Origin of the sequence: Flavobacterium sp. CG_9.10, from assembly GCF_015752245.1 — a bacterium.
GTDB lineage: Bacteria > Bacteroidota > Bacteroidia > Flavobacteriales > Flavobacteriaceae > Flavobacterium.
In genome coordinates this window covers 72,201-90,434 of record NZ_JADOVD010000005.1, presented here as the reverse complement: position 1 = coordinate 90,434, position 18,234 = coordinate 72,201, and the positions used below count along the sequence as shown (strand labels likewise).

The following is an 18,234-nucleotide window of genomic DNA, read 5'->3' as shown; positions in this document are numbered from 1 at the left end:
CTAGTAATATCTAGACATTACTCTTCCTAATTTTTTGGAAAACGAATGGATTAATGTGTTGTAATCCATTGTTAAAGAGAGAGGCTCTGTATTATCTGAACCAGGTTCCGATGATAGAGAGCTTTTTAATTCTTCGATAATTTTGCCCACAAGAAACCAACGTAATGTCAGAATCGTTTCCGACACATTTTGACTTATAGATTCGCTTTTAGACTTTGGAAAAATATTCTGTCCTTCCCAGTTATGCAAAACTATTCTTTCATCTTCCATTAAAATATCAGTAACTTCCTGTGCAAAATCCGGTTGTAAATGCATTAAGTATTTCTCTAAACTGAAATTTTCGTTTTGATGGTAAAAGTTAATTATATCGTTAAATATATCTCTAAATAAAGGATTCGCAAGCTCAACCTCATCTTCCTGCAAGCTTAAATAGATTCTTTGATATACTTTGTATTCTTTCTTTTCAATAACATTTTCGATTTCACCTTCTGCATTTGTTTTCAAAAATGCGTCTTCAAATTCTTCTGTTTTATTCCCGTACAACAATAGAATTTCAATAATTTTTCTTTCCAAACGATATAAAACATCAACTTTCTCTACATCAGCAGGATTTTCTGTTTTTACAATTTCTAGTGCTTTATATTCTTGAATTTTCTTTTTACCAACCTCAGAAATATCTTTTTGAACTAATTGTGCCAAAGTGCTTACCAAAACCTGTTCTGAAATATCCATGATTCTGGAACATTCCTGAATATAGATTTCCCTCTGAATTCTATCCGGAATTTTAGAAATACTCACGATCATATCCCGAATCAAATCTGCTTTTTTAATAGGATCATTCTTGGCTTCATTCATCAAAAGTGAAGCTTTAAACTGAATAAAATCTTTTGCATTATTTTCGAGATAAGCCACCAAATCGTCGTAAGACGTTTTCTTAGCAAAACTATCTGGATCTTCACCATCAGGAAAAGTACATACTTTTACGTTCATTCCTTCCTCTAGAATCAAATCGATTCCACGAATAGAAGCGCGTAATCCAGCAGCATCACCATCAAAAAGAACAGTAATATTTTTTGTAAGTCTGTTTATTAATCTTATTTGATCAGGTGTCAATGCGGTTCCAGAAGAAGCTACTACATTCTCAATTCCCGCTTGATGGAACTGAATCACATCCGTATATCCTTCGACCAAATAACAATTATTGAGTTTAGCAATAGACTGTTTGGCCTGATAAATACCGTACAACACTTTGCTTTTATGGTAAATATCACTGTCGGGAGAATTCAGGTATTTTGCCGCTTTCTTATCATTAGTAAGGATACGACCTCCAAAACCTAGATTCCTTCCGGACATACTTTGTATAGGAAACATCACCCGTCCTTTAAAGCGGTCAAATGGCCGGTCTTCTCTGGCTATTGTTAAACCGGTACTTTCAAGAAATTCCATTTTATATCCATTTCCTAATGCTTCTTTTGTAAAAGCATCCCAAGTTTCAGGAGAATAACCCAAACCAAACTTCTTTATCGTTTCATTAGTAAAACCTCGTTCTTTGAAATAAGAATAACCTATAGCTTTCCCTTCCTCCGAGTTTAAAAGGGTATTATGGAAATACGTTTTTGCAAACTCAGAAACCAAATACATACTTTCTCTCACATCAGTATTGGCTTTCTCTTCATCTGTCTGCTCTGTTTCTTCAATTTCGATATTATACTTTTTGGCTAAATATCTAATGGCTTCCGGATATGTAAATTGCGAGTGTTCCATCAAGAAAGCCACTGAATTACCTCCTTTACCAGAACTGAAATCCTTCCAAATTCCCTTAGCGGGAGAAACCATAAACGATGGCGAGCGCTCTTCAGAAAAAGGGCTTAATCCCTTGAAGTTGCTTCCCGCACGTTTCAATTGTACAAAATCACCGATAACCTCCTCTACTCGAGCAGTTTCGAAAACAGTATCTATAGTGGCTTTTGAAATCAAAATATAATAAACAATTTAAGAATTGAAAGAATGCAAAAATACACAAATCAAACTTCTTAAATCAACTTCTTAAATAAAAAAGCACCTCTCTCGAAGTGCTTTTTAAAGTACAAAACTAACTAAACCAATTTTTAATTGAAATCGAAACGTATTCCTAAAGAAACATTATTTTGCTTTACTACATTATCTTTAAATAAAGGGTTAAAGTCATATTTCATGTATAAACTTGCGGTTTTGTAACCAAAATAAGTACTCAAACCATAAATAAAATTAGTGGTATTGAAATCTCCTTTTGATATTTCTATTGAATTATACCCATCAATATCATACTTTACATATTGTTTCGATTTTAAATTTGTGCCAACATATCCTCCTAATCCGAAACGGAAACTATCATGCGATTTAAAATACGTTTTCCCATCTCTTTCTCTGGTTTTTGTGAAGTCAAACTCTAAGTGTACTGGAAATACTAAATTTACATTCTTAAAACGAGAGTCCTCTTGATGCACGCCATTTAATTCTAAATTAGTCTGATTTCCATCCACTACAAAATTTCTATTATCGGTAGTACGCAAATTATTGTACATCACTGATAAACCATATTTTGCATGCAACAAATTATTTTTATTTAAAATTCTTGTATTATACGTAAACCCCCATTCATAGAAATGAGAACCTAAATATCTAAAATCTGATTTGTTAACAGATCCCTTTGTTAAAACATTATTCAAGCCTGCAGCAAAAACCAACTGACTAGTGGTTCTTTTTGATTGACGATTCTCTTTATCTTTCTGGCCATTGTAAACTTTCATTGAGGTGATGTTTATTTCTCTCTGACTGGTTCCAATAGAATCTGTATTATTTCCTAACACAATCATTCTTCCGCCACCTTTATGGTCCTTCTCATCCTCAAACTTTCCATCCACGTTATCTTGAACTAATTGAATTAACTTCGCTTCCTCAATAGCGACTTTTGTCTCAATTGCATTTGCGCGTTCTTCTGCTTTTTTTAGTTTAAGGGCATCCGCTTGTTCTTTGGACATTATTTTTTTCTCAACTTCTTTATCAAGAACTTCTATTTCTACTTTTAAAGCACTCTTTTGGCTCTCTGATATAGCTTTAATTTCATTGCCGATAGCTTTTGCTTTTGTTTCAAATGAAATTACTTTATGATCTCTTCCTTTCGTAACACCCGTTTCAGTTACAGAATCATCAACTACTTCTAGCGTTACATCTTTAAACCAAATCTTTCCCGTTCCTTGCAATAAAACACCGAAAGAAATAGATGTTGCTTCAAGAGGGACAAATAGAACAACTTCATATTTTGTCCAATCGGTAGTTCTTTTTATCGCTCTCCTTTGCATGTTATCAAATGCCAGAACAGCTGCCGTGTAATAATCTACTCGCATCCAAAGTCCAGCCCACGACTTTACATTTTCACTTTTTACATAACCCGTCATTTTAACTGTTTTTCCCAAATACGCATCAGGTTTTATCGTTTTCATAATGGTTCCAAAGCCATTAATTTTACTTTGAAGCGATTTAATTTTAAAAACATTTTGATTGTTTAGGTCATTACCCGTCTCTGGTCCCATTTCATAACTATCTGGCATAGAACCTCTATAATTCCATTCGGAGCTATTTTGTATCGCATCGACGCCTTGAGCATTTACCTTACTTACCAAAGCAAGTAACATAATCGTTGTAATTAAAATAATTTTTTGCATGATTTTCGTTTTTTGATTGATGATTGATGATTGATGATTGATTTATATTTATTCTTCGTAATTTCTATTCACTAAAACTGTTTTGATAGCATTAAAATTTTTATTCAACCTCTGTAGTGCAGAATCTCTAAAAGATTGATCTAATTCTGTTTCAGCATTTGACAACAAACTATTTGCATTTACTTCAATACCTTTTCTAGTTCTTTCCGTTGTTTTATCATAAGCTTTTGTTTCATATTTAGTATTACTAACTTCTGATAATAACTTTTCTGCTGAAATGTATTTGCATTTGGTTGTTAATTCGTAATTCTTATTTGCAGAAGCACTAACTATTGAATTATTCTCTATTGAATGATCTTTAATTGAAGCTTGAACAACTTGATTTTGATTTGAATTGTTGTTTACGAGTTTTACTTTTAAAATTGAAATTCTATTAGTTCCAGAAATTAATTTTGGCGCAACGATGGGAACTAAGCCCTTTTCTTTCTCTTCCTTAGCTTTTAAACTCTTAACAGGACTATTAGTGCTTTGTGGCTCAACTTCATTTTCGAGAACTACTTCATTGCTCTTGATTTCTATGGCATTGTCTTTTTGATTAAAGTAAAAAGTTCCAATCAATAAAAAACCTACAAAACTCGCCGCAATATAAATCCAAGTAAAATTTTTACGCTTTGGTTTTTCAGAAACGGAAAGCATCGCATCCAATTTGCTCCAAGCCATTTCTGATGGTTTGATCTCTCGAGAATTCAACTTCTCTCTGAATTGTGTTTCAAATTTATTCGGTTCCATTACTGTTATTTTTTAACTTGTTGATCTGTCTTTGCAGCATCTTTCTGGCATGCGATAATTGCGATTTTGACGTTCCTTCATTAATCCCTAACATAATTGCAATTTCATGATGTTTATACCCTTCGATTGCATATAAATTGAAAACCAATTTATAACCATCCGGCAAATTATCAATCAAAAACTGAATATCATCTAATGAAAATTGACTTTCGATATCATTAAAACTTTCCTCGAAAAAGTCTTCATCCTCGATATATTTTATCTTTTTTTGCACTCTAATGAAAGAAATGCATTCATTCACCATAATTCTTCTAATCCAACCTTCGAAACTTCCATTGTGTTGAAAATTTTTCAGATTGACAAACACTTTCATAAAAGCCGTAATCATAATATCTTCTGCTTGATGAATGTCTTTAATGTATTGGCGGCAAACACTCAACATTTTTGGAGAAAACTGCGAATAAATCTTCTGTTGCGCCTGCCGATTACTTTCCACCGCTAACTGGATTATTTCATTTTCCTGTTGATGTAAGTTGATTACTTTCATAAATAATTTCAATGGTAAAATTCAATTTCAATTTCAAAGCTCAATGGCAATTTCAATGATGATGGAAAATTTTTTATTTTTATTAGTATTGATTTTTGAAATTGTTATTTACATTGAATCAGTCTTCTATTAGCATAGACGAGTGCGGAGGCAAAAAGGTTGTATCTAATTTTAATTCTTTTTATTTAAAAATTAAATTCTATAAAAAAAGCTAGTAAATTCAATGGTTTGCGAAAGAACAAAAAAATAAAAAAAATTATTTTTTTCTTTCAATTACATAATTAACCATCAGAATCAGCGCATCTTTGAACTCAGAATTAGGATAATTATCCAAAAGTAAAAGTGCCTCTTGCTGAAATTCGACCATCTTATTTTCGGCATAAAGCAATCCATTATTATTCTTTACGAATGCAATAACTTCTTTAACTCGTTTTTTGTCTTTATTGTGGTTTTTTATGGAATTGATTAACCAGCTTTTTTCTTTTGGGGTACAAGTATTCAAAACGTGGATAAGTGGCAAAGTCATTTTTTGTTCTTTGATGTCAATTCCTGTTGGTTTTCCAATGGCTTCATCCGTATAATCGAATAAATCATCTTTTATTTGAAAAGCCATTCCGATGAGCTCACCAAATTTTCGCATGTTCTCTACCTGAACTTCATCTTCAATAACTGATTTTGCACCAAGAGCACAACAGGCAGCAATAAGTGTCGCTGTCTTCTTTCGAATGATTTCGTAATAAACATCTTCTGTGATATCTAGTCTTCGGGCTTTTTCTATTTGAAGTAATTCGCCTTCGCTCATTTCGCGTACAGCGACCGAAATAATTCGAAGCAAATCAAAATCGCCATTATCGATAGAAAGCAATAAGCCTTTTGACAATAAATAATCGCCAACAAGTACTGCAATTTTGTTTTTCCAAAGTGCATTGATGGAGAAAAAACCCCTTCTGCGATTGCTGTCATCCACAACATCATCATGAACCAATGTTGCGGTATGAATCAGTTCTATAACGCAAGCGCCTCGATAGGTTCGCTCGTTTACAATCCCGCCGGAGACCATTTTAGAAGTTAGAAAAACAAACATAGGACGCATTTGTTTCCCTTTTCTATTGACAATATAATAAGTGATTCTGTTAAGCAAAGCCACTTGTGAAGTCATTGATTCATAGAACTTTTTTTCAAAAAGTTCCATCTCATCAAAAATGGGCTGTTTTATTTTAGAAGTGACATTCATTTGCCTTTCAAAGATACTATTTTGAAACAAAAAAAACGTTATCAAATTTAAGGAAGTATTTTATTTAGGAATTATTCTTCTTTATTTCAGTGAAATTATTTCTTTCTACTATTGATTACACACTTATTTAACCTTTTATTTGTACTTTTAACAACCATTTTAACATTTGAATTAAACCTTTTCCCCAAATACCTATCAAATTTAAATAAACCTAAAACCACGTTATTATGAAATCAAAATTTTTATTACTCGGAATGACTCTTAGTATTCTTGCATTTACAAGTTGCACGAACGAATCGAATTCTTCAACATCAGAAGCAATGGTGACTACAAATGATGTTGCAGTTACACAAAAAATGGATATTGCCTTCGATGATGTTTTGCTTATTGTTGACGATCAATATGAAGTAAGCGAAGGATCGTTAACTGGTAAAAGCACCGGGAATTATTATTCGTTATTACCTGCCTGCGCCACAATAAGTGAATTAGGATCAACAACTACCGTTCGCAAAATAACGATTACCTTTGGAAACCCAAATACTCCTACTTGCTCATTTAGAGGGCATTCATTAAAAGGACAGATCATTATAACACGAACCATAGGAACTACTTTCCCTAAAATTATGACCGTTACTTATAATAATTTCTACATAAATGATAACAAACTGGACGGAACTTCAACTTGGAAGAGAGAAATGATTGGAACAGGAACCGCCTTGCATCCTAAAACCACCTTTACGATGACAAGTATGACATGGACCACGACTGCAGGAGTTTACACTCGTAACGGAGAAAGAACAAGAGAAATGACTGCTGGTTTTGCCACACGTTTGAGTCCTACTGACGACATCTATTCCACTTATGGTACCTTCACAACGGCGCACCCAAATGGATCAATTTTCACTTCCTTAATCGAAATGGCAACTCCATTAATCAATAAAACTGCTTGTAGTTTATCTGCAAATCCAATGCCTTTTCCAGTATCCGGTAAATTAAAATTAACTAAAAATTCTCATTACGCCACAATTGACTATGGAAATGGAGAATGTGATAATTTAGCGATGCAATCTATTGATGGCGGTACAGCAACACCAATTGTCTTAGGAAATTAAATTATAGAAAAGATTAAAACTAAAAATGGAGTTCAATTATGAACTCCATTTTTTTATGCTTCTTTATTTGCCAGTTGACCACAGGCGGCATCAATATCTTTTCCGCGACTTCGTCTCACTTTTACAACAATCCCATTCGATTCAAGAGCTTTAATATATTCATTTATTGATTCTTCGGAGGCTTGTTGAAATTCACCATCATCAATAGGATTGTATTCTATCAAATTTACTTTGCAAGGAACATATTTACAGAATTTCACAAGAGCATCTATAGAAGCTTTATTGTCATTAATATCTTTCCAAACAACATATTCGTAGGAAATTTTACTTTTAGTTTTTCTGTACCAATATTCCAAAGATTCCCGTAAATCCGCCAAAGGGAAATTCTCACTGAAAGGCATGATTCGAGAACGAATTTCATCGATCGCAGAATGTAGCGAAACAGCCAATTTAAATTTCACGTCGTCATCAGCGAGTTTTTTAATCATTTTTGGCACTCCTGAAGTAGAAACCATAATACGTTTTGGTGACATCCCTAAACCTTCCGGCGAGGTTATCATTTCAATCGCTTTCAAAACATTGTTGTAATTCATCAGCGGTTCGCCCATTCCCATGAAAACAATATTTGATAGCGGATGGTTGTAATACAACCGACTTTCTTTGTCTATCGCAATTACCTGATCGTAAATTTCTGCGGGTTCCAGGTTTCGCATTCTTTTTAATCGCGCTGTGGCGCAAAAGTTACAATCTAAACTACAACCAACTTGGCTGGAAACACAAGCAGTTGTTCTGGTATTTGTCGGGATTAAAACTGATTCTACCACTAGACCATCGTGCAAACGAACCGCATTTTTCACCGTTCCATCTTCACTGCGCTGCATGGTATCCACTTTGATATGATTGATAACAAAGTTGGTTTCAAGCATATTTCTTGTTTCTTTAGAAACATTCGTCATGTCTTCAAAACTATGTGCGCCTTTGCTCCACAACCATTCATAAACTTGATTTCCACGAAAGGCTTTATCGCCATTGGTAACAAAAAAATCTCGTAATTGGTCTTTGGATAAGGCTCGTATGTCTTTTTTCTCGATTTGCATGGTGCAAATTTAATGACTTTTTGTTGATTTGTTGATTTGATAATTTGATAACTTTGTTCCAAATTGAAAAAACAACAAAAATGCATTTCATTTCTCAAGAATTAGAAGATTATATCGAACAACATTCACAAAAAGAGCCTGAATTATTAGCCGCGTTAAACAAAGAAACCTATCAAAAAATTCTGCTGCCTCGTATGTTGAGCGGACATTTTCAAGGTCGCGTTTTAAGCATGTTGGCTAAATTGATTCGGCCAGTAAATATTCTTGAAATTGGCACTTACACGGGTTATTCGGCACTGTGTTTGTGCGAGGGAATGCAGGAAAACGGTCAACTTCATACGATTGACATCAAGGAAGAATTGGTGGATTTTCAGAGAAAACATTTTGACAAATCGCCTTGGGGAAAGCAAATTGTACAACATCTTGGAGAAGCGATTGATATTATTACAACACTTGACTTAAAATTTGATTTGGTTTTTATTGATGCCGATAAAGAAAATTACCTCAATTATTTTGAACTGATTCTTCCAAAAATGAATAAGGGCGGGATTATTTTATCCGATAATGTTTTGTGGAGTGGAAAGGTTCTGGAGCCTTTACAACCCAATGACCTGAGCACCAAAATAATAATGGAATACAATGACTTATTAAAAAACGATCGTAGAGTAGAAACCGTTTTGCTACCTATTCGTGATGGATTGACGGTGAGCAGGGTGCTTTAAATTTAAGATCAGACAATGTAAAATTAAAAAGACATTTTGGAAACTGATGCCCTAGCCCTGATGGAAGCGGCATCCTTTTTATTGTTATTCTGACGAAGGAAGAATGACAATAAAAAGATATAGCGAACAGCGGGAAATAGCTCCTAAAATTGCTAATTATTTTGACTGTGGAAAATATTTTTGCTGTACAAGTCCATAGATATTGAACATCATAAATCCGAAAATAAATCCGAAAAAGTACCCCGTAAGAATATCTATTGGGTAATGTAATCCTAAGTATATCCTACTGTAAGCAAATATTAACGGCCATAAGAAAAGAAAACCGAAGTATTTAATTTTAGTCCTAAAATTAAAATATAAAAAAGTAGCTACAGCCATTGTATTAGCGGCGTGACCGGAGAAAAAACTAAAGGAATAGCTCTTTTTTACTACTCGAATAAAAGTGTTTATATCTGGATTATTACAAGGCCGCAATCGGTGAAATCCGTTTTTGAATAAATTGGTCGTTTGGTCTGTAAAAGTTATTAAAACAGCCACAAACAAAAGTAAAATCAAGCTTTGTTTTGTTCCTAACTTTTTAAAAATTAAATAAGCCAAAAGTAAAAAAAATGGCAACCAATTGAGTTGTTTGGTAATCATTAACCAAAGCGGGTCAAATGTTAAAGAACCTAAACCATTCAAATAGATAAATAATTCCGTGTCAAGAGAGAGTAGTTTTTCCAACATTACATTTGGCGTTTTATTGGACCTGTAATATCGCCAATTGCCTCTTTTGTTTTTTCAATTTGGGATGCTGTTTCTCCTAGCATATTCTCCTTAGCTTTGTTGATTTCTGAATTGATATTTCCTGTAATATCCGTCAATGATTTAGCATCAAATCCGTTAGCCTCAGCTCCTTTTTGAATTTCGCTTTTTATGTCATTCGTTGCATTTTTCAACTGAGCCATTGCTTTGCCCATAGTACGTGCTATTTCAGGCACTTTATCAGAACCAAAAAGCATGAGTACAATGAACATGATAAAAATTAATTCTCCTCCCCCGATGCCAAACATATTTCTTGTTTTTTAATGTTACAAAGATATATTTTTTTTAAATCTTTGTGTTTTAATTTTTTCATAAAAAAAAGACTCCCAATGGAGTCTTTTTTTATTTTTAATATTTCTTAATCAAATTTAGATTTTACTTCTGTTTTTGGCCAAGTATTATTGGTCACATCAATATCAGCTGTTTCCAATTTTGGGTCAACCTGAATCTTCTTGATTGCTTTTTGAGTTGCATAGACTTTCTTAGCCGTATCGTTGCTTTTTCTCCAAATTTGTGCTGGATATTTGAAAGTCTCCTTTGTATCATCGTCATATGTAATTTCAACGATAATAGGCATTAGCATTCCTCCCGGTTTATTAAATTCTACTTCGTAGAAATATTTCGGTGTTTTTAGGTTTGCTTTTTCTTCGGCTGTCAATTTTTGATCCACATATTCTGATAATAATTTTACTTCTTCAACTTTCATTGGTTTCTTTGAAGAGGAATTTAATTCTTTACTTGTGTCTGAAACTAGATATACAAATGGTCCTTTATCTAAACCAAAACGTCCTTTTCTTACCTTAACCTCTTTCAATTCCGCAGTTGGCGTTTCAGTAACATAATATTGTTTTACTTCATTTATTCCAATGTCAACAAAATCAGTAGAGTAAAACCAACCTCTAAAGAACCAGTCTAAATCTACAGCCGAAGCATCTTCCATGGTTCTAAAAAAATCTTCAGGAGTAGGGTGTTTGAATTTCCATCGGTTGGCATACACTTTAAATGCATGATCAAACAATTCTCTACCCATAATTGTTTCTCTAAGAATATTTAGTCCAGTAGCTGGCTTTCCATAAGCATTGTTCCCAAACTGAATAATACTTTCAGAGTTTGACATAATAGGCTCCAACATTTTTTGATCACCGCTCATGTATGGTACAATGTTTTTTGGAGGACCACGTCTTGATGGGAAATTTGTACCTAATTCCTGCTCCGCCATAAATTCCATAAATGAGTTCAATCCTTCATCCATCCAAGTCCATTGACGTTCATCAGAATTGACAATCATAGGAAAAAAGTTATGCCCTACTTCATGAACAACCACTCCAATCATTCCGTTTTTCGTTTGTTCACTAGTCACTCCATTTTCATCTGGACGACCAAAATTCCAACAAATCATAGGATATTCCATTCCTTGATCTTCTGCCGATACTGATACGGCTTTTGGATAAGGATAATCAAATGTGTGAGACGAATAACTTTTCAAAGTATGAGCAACGGTTCTGGTAGACGTTTCTCCCCAAAGCGGATTAGCCTCTTTAGGATACACTGATTCTGCCATCACCACTTTATTAGACAACTGCACTGCCATTGCATCATAGATAAACTTTCTTGAGGTAGCAATACCAAAATCTCTCACGTTTTTAGCGCTAAATTTCCATGTTTTTTTCTTATTAGAAAAACCTTTCTCATTGGCTTCAGCCTCCGCTTGAGTTACAATTACAACCGGTTTATCAAATGATTTTTGCGCTAACTGGTATCTTTTTACTTGCTCAGGTGTAAACACTTCGCTTCTATTCATTAGTTCTCCTGTCGCATCCATAATATGATCCGCCGGAACGGTGATGTTCACATCAAAATTTCCAAAAGGCAAAGCAAATTCTCCACCTCCCCAAAATTGCATATTTTGCCAACCTTCAACATCATTATAAACCGCCATTCTTGGATAAAACTGCGCGATTACGTACAATTTGTTTCCTTCCTTTTCAAAAGGCTCATAACCAGAGCGACCTCCATCCTGTATGTAATTATTAATGTTGTACCACCATTTTGTAGAAAAAACAAACTTTTCACCTGGTTTCATAGGAGTAACCAGATTGATACGCATCATGGTTTGGTTGATGGTATAGGATAAAGGATTGCCTTTGGCATCTTTTACATATTCAATGTTAAATCCACGATCCATTCCTTGTTTCAAATACTGATTTGCGAATTTTTCCGCAGGCAATACTTGTTCTATTTTTTGACTTTCTGCTAATGGCGACTGAGAATTTTTAGCTGCCTGATTTTGATCTAATTGCACCCATAAGTACTCTAAACTATCGGGAGAATTGTTATAGTACGTCACAGTTTCAGAACCACTCAATTTTGCGTTTTTATCGTCCAATTCCACATCTATTTTATAGTCTGCTTGTTGCTGATAATAAGCGGGTCCTGGAGCTCCAGATGCCGTGCGAAACATATTAGGCGTTGCTAATAAATCGTACATCTGGCTAAATTTATTGGTGTCGTATTTTCCTGTTTGTTTTGGTGTTACTGCAGGAGTTTTTTCTTGTGCAAATATAATTGCCGGAAGAAAAAACAATAAAGATAATTTTTTCATAAATGTAAATGGTGGTTATTTCAGTTTGTGAAAATAATGCTTTTTAACAAAACATTCTCGCTATATTAATACTTTAACATTCCAGATCTGGAAGAATCAGTAAAGAGTATGCTCTTTTTTGTACCAAACACCGTGACATGTGTAATATTTTGTTGTTCTGAGTTCCAATCCATCAAAAGGGAATTAGAAATACCTAGAGAATTAATTTTGGAAATTCCAGTGATATTGGAATAACATACAAGCACATCGCCGTCCAACTCTTTACTCAAAAAAGTCATAGGTTTGGATTGCCCGTTTACTTTAATGGAAAAATTTTCTGCAAGATATTTTTTCAACAAGACGACCTCTTCAGCTGTTTCTTTTTCAGTTCCTAAATAGAGCTTCTTCTTGTTCTTTTTTTCAAGTGCTTTGTTTAAATCATCCAAAAAAATGCGGGAGGTAATTTGCAACATTTTCTTTTCGGGCGCATAATTTACCTGATATATTCCCATATAGAATTTATGGAAATTAAAAGCTGATGTTGTTAGAAATAAAATTCCTAAAAAGGCAAACAAGATTGTTTTTTTCATTTTTCAAAAGTAGTAATTCTTTTAAACTCTTCGTTTTTTGTAATCAAAAAATCAATGAGTTATAATTTATTTTCAGATTTAAAAAAAGATTGAGATTTAGAAACACTTTTTACAAAAAATTATAAAAAAGCCCCAATTCTTCTTTTTAAAGCTTTACGGTTCAAGTAAAAAAAAATTATGGTAATACATTTATAGACTTTTTGGTGAAAATTTTCATGAAATTAGATTTATCCATCTTTACAGGATTTTCTATGTAACAACTTCGCAATCGTTTTATAGATTTTTGCAAAATCCATGCCGATTTAGTTTTCAAAAGCGGTAATTTTTTTATATTCCTTATTTTTAGTAACCAAGAAATCCATCAATTGAAATTCATTTTCAGGTTTAAGAAGCATTTTAGATTTGGGATCGTTCTCACAAAAAATAAGAAAAAGTCTAATTTCATCATCATTTAATTGCAATGTAGTGGAAAAAAAATCATACCCAATTCTTTTCAAAGCAACTTCGGTAAAACTTTTATTTTGAGTAAAATCTATTATCTCCGGATTGTTTTTTCTTAGTATTTTTATAACATCTTTATAAAGGCGTACAAAGTTTGTTCCGTTTTCTATTGTTCCATCGGAAAGCATTGTTCTATTCTTTGGCGAAGACTTTTCATCATCAAAATATTGCTTGTCAACAATTGCCTGCGTGTTTGCGCTTACTGGTTTTATGATTTTTTTTGGAGGCACAATCACTTCGCCCAATAGATTTGTAAAAGCATCCAATTTCACTCTTAAAATGGGCGCCGAAATTTCTCGTTCAGTAAGAACAATTTTTTTCGATTTGAATGTTAAACTCGAAAAAACCAAGGTGTCATTGACTTTTGCCAAAATACTAAAAAACCCATTCGAACCAATAAGAATTCCTGTTTTTGAATTTACATTAAAAACAACGACATTTTCTAACTTAATAGAATCATTTACGATCCGACCATGAACCGTTTTTCTTGTCAATACCTGACCCAAACAAAATTGACAAAATAAACACAAAACTAGGATTGCTATTTTATTTTTCATTTTCAATAGTTTTATTGTACTTTTCAGCTAGAGTGACAATCAAAAACATGACTAATGTTTTGTTTTTCGTTTCCAATGCCTCTGAAAACCTAGCATCTTCAACACAATAATATTGAAATCCCCGGATGTAATCATACGGAATTCTCAGGGTTTCAATATAATACTTATCATCAAAAAGGATTTCCATTCGAGCCAACGAATGTTCCTTTTTTTCCACCACAATTTCTTTTTTAAGCATTGCTTTGCGCCCGGAAATTGTGTTTAGTAAACCATCGATACCTCCCCCAGAAGTAGCAGTGTACAATTTTCGTTCTGCTGGGGTGTATTTTTTTTGTCCGTAAGGAATAATTCCAAGATTTTCTGCCGTGATTTGTGAATTCTCATTGACAACAACTTCTTTTAAAGCAATACTTTTGGATGTCATACGAATTTGAATTTCATTTGACACTAATTCTTTCTTACTGACTTTCCTACGTAAAGTTACGAGATTAACTGCTGAAATCACCAAAATATCGCCTTCTTTTACAAAAAGTGAAAAGAGACCGTTTTTATCAGAAGTAGTCGTTATTTGATTTGTTGAATTTGATATATTCACTCCTTCAACAGCAGTAGAATCAGCAATAATTCTTCCTTGAATTTCTTTTCCGTTGCTATTTTGCCCAAAAACAATTTGAGTCAGTAGCAATAAAACTAACAGTAGTGTATTATTTATTTTCACTGGCGGTAATTTCGTTAAACTTAGCCGCTAATTCTCCTAGTAAAAATTCGGTTACGGTTATATTATTTGAATTTAGAATTTTGATAAACTTTTCATTTTCTACCGCATAATACTCAAATCCCTTCACATATTCCGAAGGTATTTTTAACTTCTTCATAAAATAATCCATATCAAACATATTTTCTAATTTTCTCAAATATGATTCCTTTTTTTCGACTTCAATCTCTTTTTTTAGCATTTTAGTCCTTCCGGAAAGAAAATTTAATAAAGGATCCGCAGAAATCGAACCACCAGCCATTCCCCTCACACTTGCACTTGAAGAGGCATTAAGATCGGTAGCAGTATACAATTTACGCTCTGCCTCCGTATATGACTTTTGTCCTTTTGGAATAATTCCCAGCGATAATGCATTGATATTGCTGTGATTTTTAACGATGACTTCTTTTAATTGATTCACAATTGGCATCATCATCACAGAAAATAAATCTTGTTCAAAAAAAATTTTGGTTAAATTAACCTTTATCGCTCTAAATTGAATGGCTGAGAACATTAGTGTGTCGCCAACTGCTGCGGGAATGGAAAAATAGCCATCCTTATCAGTAATTGCAGCTTTTTCAGTTTTCAAATTGATGACGTAAACCCCCTCGAGGTTGGACAAACCCGTACTAACTTTTCCATTCAATTGTACTGGAATTGTTTCTTGCGCCATTGCCTTAGTAGCTATTAAAATAAAAAAAACACAAAGGGCTCTAGTCATCAGTTTACAGTCAAATTCCAATAATTGTAGTTCAGTAAAAGTATCTTACTATATTCTAAATTAATTACTAATGACTTGGTAAAAATATGTTAATTAAAAACTTAAGAAAGCAACTTTAAAAAGCATGATTTAATATCTTTATCCCAAAACTATCTATTACCACATAAAATGAAAAACAGCATTATCGCCAGTACCTCCACTCTTCACGGTGGAGACTATTTAGACTATATTTTACCTGAATTACAGTTACATTTCAAGGAATGCGCAACAATTCTTTTTATTCCTTATGCACGTCCCGGAGGTATTTCACATGAGGATTACACTGAAAAAGTTACTTTGGCTTTCGCCAAAATAAATATAGCCGTGAAAGGAATTCATGAATTTGAAAATGCGGCATCAGCAATCCAAAACGCGGAAGGAATTTTTACCGGTGGTGGCAATACGTTTTTATTGGTATCCCAATTGTACAAAAACAACAGCATGATCGTTCTTGCAGAAACGGTGAAAAACGGGACTCCATATTTAGGAACTAGCGCAGGAAGCAATATTTGTGGATTAACGATGCAAACCACTAATGACATGCCTATTGTTTATCCGCCAAGTTTTAAAACTTTGGGACTAATTCCTTTTAATTTGAATCCTCATTATCTAGATGCCGATGTTCAATCGAAACATATGGGGGAAACTCGCGAAACCAGAATACAAGAATTTCATGCTTTCAACTCGGTTCCTGTATTGGGACTGCGAGAAGGAAGTTGGCTAGATGTAAAAGGGTCAACAATTATTTTGAAAGGGAATTTATCAGCCCGGCTTTTTAGACAAAACCAAATTCCGGTAGAATTAGAAAGCGGAACCGATTTAAGTTTTATAAAATAAAAAAAACCGTCTTGTTGTAAAATGAGACGGTTTTTTAAAAAGAGCGAAAGACGAGGCTTCCCGTATCCCTTCGTTCAAGGGATAAACTTCTCGCACAACTTTAAAATAAAAAACCTCAAACAAAAGTTTGAGGTTTTTGGAGCGAAAGACGAGGCTCGAACTCGCGACAACCAGCTTGGAAGGCTGGAGCTCTACCAACTGAGCTACTTTCGCATTAAAACAATAAAATAAAAAACCTCAAACCAAAAATTTGAGGTTTAGAGCGAAAGACGAGGCTCGAACTCGCGACAACCAGCTTGGAAGGCTGGAGCTCTACCAACTGAGCTACTTTCGCATTAACAACGGTGCAAATATAGAGAATAAAATAGGTTCAATGCAAGTTTTTTTTTTGAAAAAAATCACAAACTCACTTCCAAAAGCCTTTTAATAAAGCATCTCTTATACATAAAGAATTTAATATGAAATTATTATACCTTTATATTGCAGAAAAATTATTTTGAAAAAAAATGTAAAACAGCTAAGAAATAGCTGCAAAAGAAACTTTTTCAGCAGACCAACTTGTAATTCAAACTGAAAAGTTGTCATTTTGATGGTTGAAATTTAGAGACCACCCTTCATTATGCTGGTTTACACAATGAGCAAGTAGCAGGAGTAATCTCGTTTTATAAGAATTTCAAAGTATTATTCGAACAAAAAATCGCTATTTAATTCGAGGAATAGCACTTTGAAAAATTATAGAACGAAAGGATTAGATAAAGCATTCATTATTCATTGTGAGCGATACTTTTTTTTTGATAAAAAAAAATGGCATACTAAAAATAGTATACCATTTTAAATCGAAAATATTCGAGAATATTTTATTATGTTCAAAAAAATCAGGAAATTAATTCCGACCTCAATTTAAAACTTCTTGAAGGATGATAGATAAACAAACATGATTTGTTTTTTATCGCATTGATGATATCCTTAGATAACTCTACCGGTATAGCAGGACAACCTTGGCTTCTTCCTAACCTATGGTTGCTCTTTACAAATGAATTAGAAACATAATCCGCAGCATGCATAACCACGCCTCTATTTCTAGCATTATCATTTACACCCTTTTCTAATCCATCAAGCTTAAGAGACATTCCATGTTTGCCGTTATAAATTTCACCTGTTGAGTAAAACCCTAAACTACTTTTAAAAGACTCTGCCGAGTTGGAAAAAGAAGAAGCAAAATCATCGCCAGTATTTCTTCCATGTGCAACAAGAGAGTTATACAATATAGTATTTGTTGTCAAATCGATTACCCAAAGTCTTTTGGTACTCGATGACAAACTAAAATCTACTAAAGTCAAAATGTCTTTTTGAACTAATCCTTTTTCTTTCAACAAATAAAAACCTTTCAGGGCTTCCGTGAAACTTTCCAATTTAGGCAAGCCAAATTGGTTGGAATGCAGACTACTGTAAACCATTTCAATCTTAGCATCTATGCTAGAGGTTGTTACTTTAGCATAAACTGCAGGTTTAATGCTCTTTGGCTCAGAAAAATTTGTTTTGCTTGGAGTAAATGAAAAAAGCAAGAATAGAATTGCAGGGAATATCTTATAAATCATTGAATAGCTTTAAGTTAAACATTAATTTGAGATGGCAAACGTACGCA

At 33.5% G+C, this 18,234-nt stretch carries 17 protein-coding genes and 2 tRNA genes; 3 read left to right on the top strand and 16 right to left on the bottom strand.

Annotation, left to right across the window (positions count from 1 at the left end; translation table 11 throughout):
* The 5 genes from dnaG to IWX84_RS05720 all read right to left on the bottom strand — a co-directional run bounded on the left by dnaG (window position 1) and on the right by IWX84_RS05720 (window position 6,274).
* Entirely contained in the window at window positions 1-1,977 is a 1,977-nt protein-coding gene (gene dnaG, locus IWX84_RS05740; protein ID WP_196849792.1) for a DNA primase, read from the bottom strand.
* Window positions 1,978-2,108: 131 nt separating this feature from the next.
* Window positions 2,109-3,704 carry a hypothetical protein gene (locus tag IWX84_RS05735; RefSeq protein WP_196849791.1) on the bottom strand — a complete coding sequence of 532 codons (1,596 nt, stop codon included), beginning with the start codon at window positions 3,702-3,704 and terminating at the stop codon, window positions 2,109-2,111.
* Between the two features lie 48 nt (window positions 3,705-3,752).
* Window positions 3,753-4,493: a hypothetical protein gene (locus IWX84_RS05730; RefSeq protein ID WP_196849790.1), complete on the bottom strand. Its 741-nt coding sequence runs from the start codon at window positions 4,491-4,493 to the stop codon at window positions 3,753-3,755.
* Window positions 4,480-5,040 carry an RNA polymerase sigma factor gene (locus tag IWX84_RS05725; RefSeq protein ID WP_196849789.1) on the bottom strand — a complete coding sequence of 187 codons (561 nt, stop codon included), beginning with the start codon at window positions 5,038-5,040 and terminating at the stop codon, window positions 4,480-4,482. Before IWX84_RS05725 ends, IWX84_RS05730 begins: the two co-directional genes overlap by 14 nt.
* A gap of 256 nt (window positions 5,041-5,296) precedes the next feature.
* The gene (locus IWX84_RS05720; RefSeq protein ID WP_196849788.1) at window positions 5,297-6,274 is read right to left on the bottom strand and encodes a polyprenyl synthetase family protein; all 978 of its coding nucleotides are present in this window, start codon (window positions 6,272-6,274) and stop codon (window positions 5,297-5,299) included.
* A gap of 227 nt (window positions 6,275-6,501) precedes the next feature.
* On the opposite strand from IWX84_RS05720, the gene IWX84_RS05715 reads away from it, so the two are divergent.
* On the top strand, window positions 6,502-7,386 hold the full coding sequence (locus IWX84_RS05715; protein WP_196849787.1) for a hypothetical protein: 885 nt from the start codon (window positions 6,502-6,504) through the stop codon (window positions 7,384-7,386).
* A gap of 53 nt (window positions 7,387-7,439) precedes the next feature.
* Here IWX84_RS05715 and rlmN read toward each other — a convergent pair whose 3' ends face one another.
* Window positions 7,440-8,483, bottom strand: a complete 1,044-nt coding sequence (gene rlmN / locus IWX84_RS05710; RefSeq protein WP_196849786.1) for a 23S rRNA (adenine(2503)-C(2))-methyltransferase RlmN — start codon at window positions 8,481-8,483, stop codon at window positions 7,440-7,442.
* Between the two features lie 80 nt (window positions 8,484-8,563).
* On the opposite strand from rlmN, the gene IWX84_RS05705 reads away from it, so the two are divergent.
* On the top strand, window positions 8,564-9,205 hold the full coding sequence (locus tag IWX84_RS05705) for an O-methyltransferase (protein WP_196849785.1): 642 nt from the start codon (window positions 8,564-8,566) through the stop codon (window positions 9,203-9,205).
* A gap of 156 nt (window positions 9,206-9,361) precedes the next feature.
* On the opposite strand, the gene IWX84_RS05700 is transcribed toward IWX84_RS05705, so the two are convergent.
* From IWX84_RS05700 to IWX84_RS05670, 7 genes are all read right to left on the bottom strand, one after another.
* Window positions 9,362-9,931, bottom strand: coding sequence for a phosphatase PAP2 family protein (locus tag IWX84_RS05700; RefSeq protein WP_196849784.1), 570 nt, complete (start codon window positions 9,929-9,931; stop codon window positions 9,362-9,364).
* Entirely contained in the window at window positions 9,931-10,257 is a 327-nt protein-coding gene (locus IWX84_RS05695; RefSeq protein WP_196849783.1) for a twin-arginine translocase TatA/TatE family subunit, read from the bottom strand. The genes IWX84_RS05700 and IWX84_RS05695 overlap by 1 nt, the downstream gene beginning before the upstream one ends.
* A 110-nt stretch (window positions 10,258-10,367) precedes the next feature.
* Window positions 10,368-12,611 carry a M1 family metallopeptidase gene (locus IWX84_RS05690; RefSeq protein ID WP_196849782.1) on the bottom strand — a complete coding sequence of 748 codons (2,244 nt, stop codon included), beginning with the start codon at window positions 12,609-12,611 and terminating at the stop codon, window positions 10,368-10,370.
* A gap of 65 nt (window positions 12,612-12,676) precedes the next feature.
* Complete coding sequence (locus IWX84_RS05685) at window positions 12,677-13,180, bottom strand: DUF6702 family protein (RefSeq protein WP_196849781.1); 504 nt, start codon at window positions 13,178-13,180, stop codon at window positions 12,677-12,679.
* A gap of 302 nt (window positions 13,181-13,482) precedes the next feature.
* Window positions 13,483-14,238, bottom strand: a complete 756-nt coding sequence (locus tag IWX84_RS05680; protein ID WP_231385425.1) for a carboxypeptidase-like regulatory domain-containing protein — start codon at window positions 14,236-14,238, stop codon at window positions 13,483-13,485.
* On the bottom strand, window positions 14,228-14,956 hold the full coding sequence (locus IWX84_RS05675) for a carboxypeptidase-like regulatory domain-containing protein (RefSeq protein WP_196849780.1): 729 nt from the start codon (window positions 14,954-14,956) through the stop codon (window positions 14,228-14,230). Before IWX84_RS05675 ends, IWX84_RS05680 begins: the two co-directional genes overlap by 11 nt.
* On the bottom strand, window positions 14,943-15,665 hold the full coding sequence (locus IWX84_RS05670) for a carboxypeptidase-like regulatory domain-containing protein (RefSeq protein WP_231385424.1): 723 nt from the start codon (window positions 15,663-15,665) through the stop codon (window positions 14,943-14,945). The genes IWX84_RS05675 and IWX84_RS05670 overlap by 14 nt, the downstream gene beginning before the upstream one ends.
* Window positions 15,666-15,881: 216 nt before the next feature.
* On the opposite strand from IWX84_RS05670, the gene pepE reads away from it, so the two are divergent.
* On the top strand, window positions 15,882-16,589 hold the full coding sequence (gene pepE, locus IWX84_RS05665; RefSeq protein WP_196849778.1) for a dipeptidase PepE: 708 nt from the start codon (window positions 15,882-15,884) through the stop codon (window positions 16,587-16,589).
* Window positions 16,590-16,726: 137 nt separating this feature from the next.
* On the opposite strand, the gene IWX84_RS05660 is transcribed toward pepE, so the two are convergent.
* The 3 genes from IWX84_RS05660 to IWX84_RS05650 all read right to left on the bottom strand — a co-directional run bounded on the left by IWX84_RS05660 (window position 16,727) and on the right by IWX84_RS05650 (window position 18,187).
* Window positions 16,727-16,802, bottom strand: a tRNA-Gly gene (locus IWX84_RS05660).
* 48 nt (window positions 16,803-16,850) lie between these two features.
* Window positions 16,851-16,923 (bottom strand) — tRNA-Gly (locus tag IWX84_RS05655).
* 541 nt (window positions 16,924-17,464) lie between these two features.
* Window positions 17,465-18,187, bottom strand: coding sequence for a murein L,D-transpeptidase catalytic domain family protein (locus tag IWX84_RS05650; protein ID WP_196849777.1), 723 nt, complete (start codon window positions 18,185-18,187; stop codon window positions 17,465-17,467).
* Window positions 18,188-18,234: the final 47 nt, after the last annotated feature.